Raw genomic sequence first — 8,867 nt, 5'->3', positions numbered from 1 at the left:
ACGCTGCCTTCCGCAAGATTCGTCGCTTGCACCGAGCGCGCCGCCAGCTTTTCCGAGGTGATGCTTTCCGCTTGGAGCGCACGACCGGATACGCTATCCGGGGCCAGATGTCTCGTAAGCACCGAGGAAGCCTGTAAATGAACCGAGGTGACCGCTCCCGCTGCCAGATGTGTCGAATCCACGGCCGCCACAGCCAGGTGGCTGCTTTGTACGGCTTCATCTGTAATGTGCCCGGACTGCACTGCATGGGCAGATAGCTTGGTGGAGGTTACACTTTCCTCCGCCAGTTTGTCAGACGTAACAGACTCACTTTGCAAAGTATCGGTCGATATCGCCTGTGATGCGATATGCTCGCACTGAATGGTTCCGATGTGCAAATGGTGCGACTGGATGGACTCCGGTGCGATATGCACGGACTTCACCGCTCCCTCTGCCAGCGCTCTGTCCTGTACCGCTCCAACTGCCAGATGCCGGGGGTGTACGGCCTGCGCAGACAGATGCGGAGGACCGACGCTGCCTTCTGCGAGGTTCATTCCTTGTACCGAGCGCGCCGCCAGCTTTTCCGAGGTGATGCTTTCCGCTTGGAGCGCACGACCGGATACGCTATCCGGGGCCAGATGTCTCGTAAGCACCGAGGAAGCCTGTAAATGAACCGAGGTGACCGCTCCCGCTGCCAGATGTGTCGAATCCACGGCCGCCACAGCCAGATGGTTGCTTTGGACCGCCTCGTTTGAAATGTGCCCATACTGCACTGCATGGGCAGACAGCTTGGTAGAAGTTACGCTCTCTTCCGCCAATTTGACAGAGGTAACCACTTCATCCTGTAAGGCCGAGGTCCCCACGGCCTGGAATGCGATATGCTCGCCCTGAATGACTCCGTTTTGCAAATGCTCCGATTGGATGGATTCCAGTGCAATATGCTCGGACTTCACCGCGTTCTGAGCCAGTGCAGTTTCCTGTACCGCTCCGGCTGCCAAATGCTGGGTGTGTACCGCTTGCGCAGCCAAATGTGCAGGACCGACGCTGCTTTCCGCCAGGTTGGGCGCTTGCACGGACCGAGCCGCCAGCTTCTCCGAGGTGACGCTTTCCGCCTGAAGTATATGACCGGATACGCTATCCGGGGCGAGATGCTTGGTCAGGACCGATGCAGATTGCAAATGGTTGGAGGTGACGGATTCAGGAGCGAGATGATTCGTTTCCACCGCTTCAACAGCCAGATGATTGCTCTGTACAGCTTTATCCGTGATATGCCACGGCTGCACGGAACGTGCGGACAGCTTGGAGGAAGTTACGCTGCCCTCTGCCAATTTAGGAGCTGTAATCGCCAGATCATTAATTTTATCCGTAGCTACGCTCTCTGGCGACAGTTTCAGCGAGGTTACCGCATGATCCTGCAAATGATGGGAGTACACCGCTCCACTCGCCAAATGCCCTGTTTGAACAGCACCTTCACCCAATATGTCTGCGGTAACAGACTGCCCTTGCAAGGCCGAGGTTCCCACACTTCCGTTCCCGATATGTTCACTCAGCACAGAACCCACGGCCAAATGCGCCGAACGAACGGACTCAGTCTGTAATGCCTTACCACCCACACTTTTGTCCGCCAGATGGTTTTCACGAATAGCCCCGGACGCAATGTGTACATCTGCAATTTCTTGAGGCGCAATTTTATTTCTGGTTACCGCCCCTGCGGCAATTTTGCTTTCCGTAATCGCTTCGTCAGCAATTTTGTCAGGCTTAATAGCGTTCGAAGCAATGTGATTTTCCTTGACCGCCTGATTCGCCACATGGTGATCCAGAACTGCGCCCTTCCCTAATTTCTCGCTCGTGACAGCCCCAGACTGTAAATGATGCTCCGTAACTGCACCCGTTACAATATGATTTTCCCGAATAATTTCCGACTGAAGATGTAATGAAGAGACCGCCTCTGGAGCAAGCTGAGGGCCTTGTATAGCCGCTGTGGCAATATGTCTGGTAAGTACCGCCTCATCGGCGATTTTGTGCGGTAAAATGCTTTGATCCGATATTTTGGATGAAGTCACGGATTGATCGACAATTTGCAGCGAGCCTACAGATTGATCCGCCAACTTGTTGGACTGGATACTCCGGTCTGCCAAATGACGAGCTGTCACTTGACCCGTTCCAAGCTGCTCTTCCCCAATGGAGCCGGGACTCAGATGCTTTCTTTCAATCACTCCAGCCTGAATATGCGCACTGGTGACGGCCTCATACTCCAGATGACGCCCACTGACAACTCCTTCTTCCAGTTGTTCCTTGCCCACAATTCCGTCGGAAAGCTGCTTGCGATTAATCGAACCGGGTGCCAGATGCCGGGCAATGATGGCATGCTCCGTTAAATGTGCACTTTCAATGCTGCCAGCCTGAATTTTAGAGCCATCCACAGCCCCATCTCGCAGTTTGGAGGTGGTCACAGACTGATCCCCAAGCTTGGAGCTGTCGACGGCCTCATTGGCCAAATTGTTAGATTGGATTGTGCCGCTGCGAATTTTATCAGAGGTGATCGCCTGATCCTGAAGCATTTCTGAAGACACAATCCATTGCTTAAAGTGTCGGCTTTCAATCGAGCCATTCGCGATATGATCGCTGCTGATAATCTTATCGGCCAGCTTTTCCGGGGTGATGCTGCCATCACGAAGCTTCTCACCGCCAATGGAACGATCCTGCAACTTGCTGCCTGCCACCGATGCGTCCGACAGATGCTCCACCGTAATGGAATCCGGGGCAATTTTCGAAGATGTTACTGCACCGTCAGCTATTTTAATGGTATGAACAGCATAATCCGCCAGAGTTTCCGTTTGGACGCTCTCTTGCTTCAGCTTGCTGGAATCTATGGAGGCGGGAGCGATCTTCTCCCCGGTTACAGCCAGATCACTTAAATCGTCTGTATAGATGAAAGCATTGTTTACATGTGGCGCCTTTTTATTGTTCAATATTTCTTCGACGTCAATCGCCTCAAGCAATGGCTCTGACGGGGACTCAGACAGGGACTCAGACAGAAGCTCAGGCTCTTCGGGCACATCCATCAATACTTGAGTTTCCTCTGCTGCACCTGCATCCTTATTCTCCGTGTCGTCCCCGATTGGGTCTTCGTGCTCGGCAATGATCTGTAGCTCCGCCTCCTCAACCATTGGGGGAGGCGGAGAAGCAACCTGATGAAGTCTTGCTTCTGTCTCCCACTCCGCAGGCTGTGGCTTTAAGCGCTGTATCATACTTAATTCATTCATATCCGGGTCAATTACACGATAGAGCGGCTTTTTGCTTCTGGTGGTTTTTCGGCTCTTGTTCTTCAAGCAGCTCTCTCCCTTCTCATATTTATCGTTACGGCATCATATGCAGACTCTTAGGCACTTGCCACCCTGCAAACGGGATTCACTATTGCCCAGATAAGGGTCTATAAAATCCACGTTTGAAAAAATATTATTAAAAGTTAAAATAGTAAGGGTGAAGATTGCTACAAGAAGAGAGGAATTACAATAATATGATGATCAAACCAAGAACACGCGGCTTTATCTGCACCACTGCTCATCCGGTGGGGTGTGCCCAACATGTTCAGGAGCAAATTAACTATGTGCAAGCCCGTCCTGCTATCGAGGGACCTCGCAATGTGCTTGTGATCGGGGCATCTGCCGGATATGGCCTGGCTTCCCGCATCACGGCTGCATTCGGAGCGCGGGCCAATACCATCGGCGTATATCGTCCCAGTAATGCTACAGCTACACGGACAGCATCGGCAGGCTGGTACAATTCCGCTGCATTTGAAAAGGCTGCTCAGGAAGCAGGGCTTAAATCCTTTAGCGTGACAGGGGATGCCTTCTCGGATGAAATCAAAGCCAAAACAGTGGAAGTCATTCGCGAAGAGCTGGGGCAAGTCGATTTGGTCATTTACAGCATCGCTTCCGGTCGTCGCACGAATCCCCGTACAGGTGAAACGTTTAATTCCGTGCTCAAACCTATCGGCAAGCCGTACACCAATAAAACAGTCAACTTCCACACTGGCGAAGTGAGCAGCGTTACACTGGAACCTGCAACAGAAGAAGAAGTACAGGCGACTGTAGAGGTTATGGGCGGCGAAGACTGGCAGTTGTGGATCGAAGCCCTGCGTGAGGGCGGTGTGCTGGCTGATTCTGCGACCACCTTCTCCTTTTCGTATATCGGCTCAGATATTACCCAAGCCGTCTATAGAGAAGGCTCGATCGGAAGTGCAAAGAATCATCTGGAAGCCACAGCACAACAGCTGAACGCTCAGTTGAGAGCCACAGGCGGACGCGCCTTCGTCGCAGTCACCAAAGGACTGGTCACTCAATCCAGCTCTGCTATACCAGTCGTACCTCTGTATATTTCCGCTTTGTACAAGGTAATGAAGGAAAAAGGATTACATGAAGGCTGCGTGGAGCAGAGCTACCGTCTGTTTTCCGAGCGTCTCTATGCTCCAGAAACTCCTGTGGATGAGGAAGGACCTATTCGCATTGATGATTGGGAGCTACGAGAAGATGTGCAGGCTGAGGTAGCGAAAATATGGGACGAGCTGACGACAGACAACATCTACGAGCTGTCTGATCTTGAAGGATATCGCCACGAATTTTTTAAGCTGTTTGGCTTTGAATTTGAGGGTGTGGATTACGAGGCTGACATTGACCCGATCGTGGATATCCCTGCCGTTCGCTAAGTCATTCTAGTACCGATATTGTTATTATGTTAGAAAAGCAAAAAGCTGTTCTCCGACAGATGAGTATTCATCTCTGCATGGAGGACAGCTTTTGTTTGAAGCAAACATTGCAATTTTAAAATTCATTTGATATTGTACAAGTAGGCATAGCAAAATCCCTCTTTCCAATAAGAGGGTAATCACAGTTGGACAAGTCCTACCTTGCCTGACCGTACTTATTTGCTTAGCCTATTACATCCCACTCAAAAGGAGATGAACAACATGGCAAAAGACGTTATGTGTGAAGTGAATTCATGTACACACTGGGCTCAAGAAAATAAATGTAGCGCAAGCTCCATTTATATCGTAAGCAACAGACCTACAGACACTCACAAGTCCGAAGAAACGGACTGCAAAACCTTTGAAGCAAAATAAGGTTGGTTATTTCTGTAAAGCATTGGTTTACCCTAAAGGAGCCCCTAGCCGGGTTCCTTTTTCTTTTTACATTTTAGCAAGAATGAGAATTATTATCAAGTCCTTTTTTAACAACTGAGGATAAAATAATAACACGGAGGACAAAAAAAGAAGCGTCGCTCTGAACGATTCGCTTCTTGTGCTTGATTTTTTGTAATTGTTCCTGCTTGGTTGGCTTCATTCGCACATGCTGTGATATCTCGCCATAATGACCATTGGTTTTGCGGCTCTGTGCAGAGCAGTAGTTTCCGGCGCGCTTCGCCTTGCTTAGCGCTTTTTGTGTTTGAGTACGTGCCATATGACTTTCACTCTCCTTGATTGGACTCCATTCATCATAGCATCTGGAATCCCCATCGTGAAGAGTACAAGTGTATGAGCTCACTGATTTCATTAAATGTCGGAAAAAGGATTGGACTCGCCACTTGCGGCTGCCAAAACAACAACGACGATTATAAAAATGATGATCAGCGCATAGATCAGCGTCCCGATAATGCTGCATACCAATCCGGCAATAGCCATACCCCTGCCCTGTTCGCCATGACGGTTAATTTCCTTCAGGGAAAGACTGGACAAAATAATACCGATGATGCCGATAATGAACCCCAGATAGGGAATGACGACAGCTAGAATACCGAGCACCATGGAAGCAACAGCTTTACTGTTTGTAGGCGGAAGCTGTGGGGGCGGATTAAATGGGGCGTTATAACCATTCGTCTCCTGAAAAGGATCGGACGATTGGGGGTCTTTGTATAAATTACTCATTTGTCTGATTCAACTCCAATATGTAAAATAACAATATATACGTTCTAGGGTACCACAATCTTACAAATCAGGACAGTACTTATTTTTTAAAAAAATATTTATCTTTTAAGCCGTATGCAGCTATTCATTAAAATTCACAATACGTTTTACCGCAAAACAGTCGCTTTGCAGAGCGGACTGAAACATTCCACCCATTCGGATCGTCTATAGAGTAAATTTCAGAAAGGGGATTTGTTCTATTATGCGGAAGAATGGAATCTTGTTTTTGATTATCGTGCTGATGTTGATAACAGCTTGTAGCTCTAACGCTGAAAAAATAGTTATTTCTCAAAGTGGGCAGGGGCAGGATAAAATAATACTCTACAAACTACAAAAGGACGCCACACTGCAACAACAAACAAAAAAAGATGTAATTGCTACATTTAATGATACTTCGGACACTATGATATTGATCAATGCAATGAAGGAATCTGAAAAGATATCAGGAATAGTTAATACGGATTCTCCAAATTACGAAGCTACATTCCAAAAAGATGGAACAAAAGATTCTTATTATTTATGGATTAACAATAACGATCCAACCAGCAATGCTATGTATGTGAATAAGGACGATACTCATACTACGTACAAGATATCAGTCAACTCCACAAATTCGATAAAAAAATTACTTAAGGGAATTAAAGATTAACTAAAAAGGTCTGTTCTTTGGGTTTAAATAAAGAACAGACCTTTTTTGGATTTTATTTTAAAACATATTTTTCCAATACTGATTTTCGGAATTGTTCTTTGGAGTCTTGTTTATCCACCGATGAGCTAGGAGATTGAGATGAGGGTTCAATAGTAAACTTTCCGAGATCCATATTGATTACGCTATACTGTCCTTGTGTATTTTTCTTGAGAAAAATAATACTTTTTTCATTTTGCTTTAATTCAGTATAATCCTCATAGGCTATTTTTTTCTTGCCTTCGGCATCATCAATATAAGAAATCGGCTCCACGATAGACAATGGCTCTTCTACGTTTAATGCTGCCCCTTCGGGTGATTTAATCACTTTCTCAATTTTTATATTCGTAAGTGTATAAAGGTCTTGTATCGTACCATCATCAAAGCTTGTAACGATATGTTGTCGATCATCAAACTCCTGCAAAGGACTCCCTATCACAATAAGCTCTGCATTGGAGTCCAATTCGCTTACAGTTTTATAATCAATATAAGAAGCTTCTAACGAAATTTTGGGAGTATTTAATTCTGAAAATTGTGGAGAAGCATTGGTGGATGTAAAAAAAAGACTCCCTGAAGCAATCAGTCCCCCTACTGCTAATACAGAAATACCCAACTTTATTTTTTTATTAAAAGTCATAATAGTGCCCCTTCCTTAAATTAGTTATTATGCTAATTAGTTTCCCCACTTAGCAATTAAGGATTGCTTGTCATATGCTTGAACACCGATCGACTGAATACCTTGTTTCATAACAGAGCTGCTAGAAGTGGATGGATGCGCTTGAGATAACGTATGGCCAATCTCATGGGTTGCGTTGGAGGTTTTTTGTGCGGAATTCATACCGGAGGCCTGCATCTGGTTATGATAAATCACCACCGTGGCATATGCCCAGCTATCACTTACACCTCCTACACCACCAGATGTTTTATACGGTGTTGTCAATCCCAATAAACCAGATGTAGCTGTAGAACCGACATAATATCTGTCTGGAGTCCCACTTGTCGATGTCGTTTTACCAATGTTTACTGATCCAGATGCAGCGTTCCAATCAGAACGTGCGGTATCATAGGCACTGGTATAGCCATTCGTAGAAACAGAGGAATCATAATATGCATTAAAATTGGCTGAGCTTCTCCCTCCAGTAAAGCTAGTTGCAAAAGAAGTGGAACTAATAGAAATCACGGCAATAGATAATATTCCGACCATGGAAAAAAGTTTTTTCTTGGAAGCTAATAGTTTTTTCAAGGTTAGCACCCCTTTTAGGAAATTTGGAAATCTTACTATCATTCCTGACGTAACAGAAAACCACTACATCATCGGCAGCACTTGCTACACTACTAATATACAGTCTATCTTTACAGCAATCTACCATTTAAACAAAATTTTTCATTATTCGACATCAAATTGATTCTTTATTCCTACTTGAAATTCATCAAAATACTGAAATAGGAATACGATAGAGACACCCGAAAAGAATTGAAGAAGAATTTCGTGACCAGAAGTGTGATCAAGCAATCTAGAAATAGTGAATTGTAAGAAAAATACATGAATACATAAGCACATTTCGAGGTGATCGGGCATACAGTATTTTACCTATTACTGATAAAATGCGCTCCATGAGAGCATCCTGCCAAGGAGGTCGGAGCTATGGTATATCGTGCAACATCCCACAGAAGGTGTTCGCCTCACAAACGCTTAAATGCTGACATGCTCAGGAAAATATCCGCTGCCATGCTGCCATTTTACAAAGCTATTGCCACCCGCCGTACTTTTGCAGTCCAATGGTCACGTGCTGTGGTGCATGGCAATTTGGATCGGATGAAGGCCCTGCTCTGCTCGGTAGCGCCATTTGCCGCCAAGCAAGGACTGGGCACGAACGGCATCGGCTATTTTATCTCCTTTTTGGCCCAGCCACCGAAGCTGTATTATACAAACGGAACGACGATTCCACCCGGTACGGTGCAGTTTACATTTGAGCCGAGGGTTCACCGCGCCATCGCCAGAGACGTTTTTCCGCTGTATCTCGAATTGGCACGCAATTCATGCTTTGCTTCTGCTTTAGCCAAAGCCATCAACCGGAAAGACCAGCGTTCGGTTGCTCTGATGATCCGCAGCTTGATTCCATCCACTGCACTGAAATCCGTACAAATCGAGGATCATGGCTTTGCGTTGCTTTTTAAGTATCCTTACAGTAAATATCCATACCGAAATCTGCTCATTCAGGAGTTTTCTTAAAAAGGTCA

8 protein-coding genes and 1 pseudogene are annotated in these 8,867 nt (G+C 46.3%); 4 read left to right on the top strand and 5 right to left on the bottom strand.

Going from position 1 to position 8,867, the window contains the following annotated elements; all coding sequences use genetic code 11:
- Positions 1–3,311 (bottom strand): annotated as a pseudogene (locus tag ACIFO6_RS20285) (WIAG-tail domain); the annotation flags it as partial.
- Positions 3,312–3,499: 188 nt separating this feature from the next.
- On the opposite strand from ACIFO6_RS20285, the gene fabV reads away from it, so the two are divergent.
- Together fabV and ACIFO6_RS20275 are read left to right on the top strand one after the other, a co-directional pair.
- The gene (fabV, locus tag ACIFO6_RS20280) at positions 3,500–4,687 is read left to right on the top strand and encodes an enoyl-ACP reductase FabV (RefSeq protein WP_430043289.1); all 1,188 of its coding nucleotides are present in this window, start codon (positions 3,500–3,502) and stop codon (positions 4,685–4,687) included.
- A 261-nt stretch (positions 4,688–4,948) separates the two neighbouring features.
- The gene (locus ACIFO6_RS20275) at positions 4,949–5,101 is read left to right on the top strand and encodes a DUF1540 domain-containing protein (protein WP_081473770.1); all 153 of its coding nucleotides are present in this window, start codon (positions 4,949–4,951) and stop codon (positions 5,099–5,101) included.
- A 73-nt stretch (positions 5,102–5,174) separates the two neighbouring features.
- Here the strand turns inward: ACIFO6_RS20275 and ACIFO6_RS20270 are convergent, their stop codons facing one another.
- Positions 5,175–5,438, bottom strand: a complete 264-nt coding sequence (locus ACIFO6_RS20270; protein ID WP_430043287.1) for a hypothetical protein — start codon at positions 5,436–5,438, stop codon at positions 5,175–5,177.
- A 92-nt stretch (positions 5,439–5,530) separates the two neighbouring features.
- Positions 5,531–5,902: a DUF4190 domain-containing protein gene (locus ACIFO6_RS20265; protein WP_430043286.1), complete on the bottom strand. Its 372-nt coding sequence runs from the start codon at positions 5,900–5,902 to the stop codon at positions 5,531–5,533.
- Positions 5,903–6,176: 274 nt separating this feature from the next.
- Between ACIFO6_RS20265 and ACIFO6_RS20260 the strand changes: the two genes are divergently transcribed.
- Complete coding sequence (locus ACIFO6_RS20260; RefSeq protein WP_430043284.1) at positions 6,177–6,590, top strand: hypothetical protein; 414 nt, start codon at positions 6,177–6,179, stop codon at positions 6,588–6,590.
- Between the two features lie 52 nt (positions 6,591–6,642).
- Here the strand turns inward: ACIFO6_RS20260 and ACIFO6_RS20255 are convergent, their stop codons facing one another.
- Together ACIFO6_RS20255 and ACIFO6_RS20250 are read right to left on the bottom strand one after the other, a co-directional pair.
- Entirely contained in the window at positions 6,643–7,263 is a 621-nt protein-coding gene (locus ACIFO6_RS20255) for a hypothetical protein (protein WP_430043282.1), read from the bottom strand.
- A 36-nt stretch (positions 7,264–7,299) separates the two neighbouring features.
- The gene (locus tag ACIFO6_RS20250; RefSeq protein ID WP_430043298.1) at positions 7,300–7,878 is read right to left on the bottom strand and encodes a hypothetical protein; all 579 of its coding nucleotides are present in this window, start codon (positions 7,876–7,878) and stop codon (positions 7,300–7,302) included.
- A 393-nt stretch (positions 7,879–8,271) separates the two neighbouring features.
- Here ACIFO6_RS20250 and ACIFO6_RS20245 point away from each other — a divergent pair, with 393 nt between their 5' ends.
- On the top strand, positions 8,272–8,859 hold the full coding sequence (locus tag ACIFO6_RS20245) for a hypothetical protein (protein ID WP_430043281.1): 588 nt from the start codon (positions 8,272–8,274) through the stop codon (positions 8,857–8,859).
- Positions 8,860–8,867: the final 8 nt, after the last annotated feature.

The organism is Paenibacillus sp. NRS-1781, assembly GCF_050467745.1.
GTDB classification, from domain to species: domain Bacteria; phylum Bacillota; class Bacilli; order Paenibacillales; family Paenibacillaceae; genus Paenibacillus; species Paenibacillus terrae_A.
The sequence above is the reverse complement of the archived record's forward strand: the minus strand, read 5'-3'. Positions and strand labels throughout refer to the sequence as shown.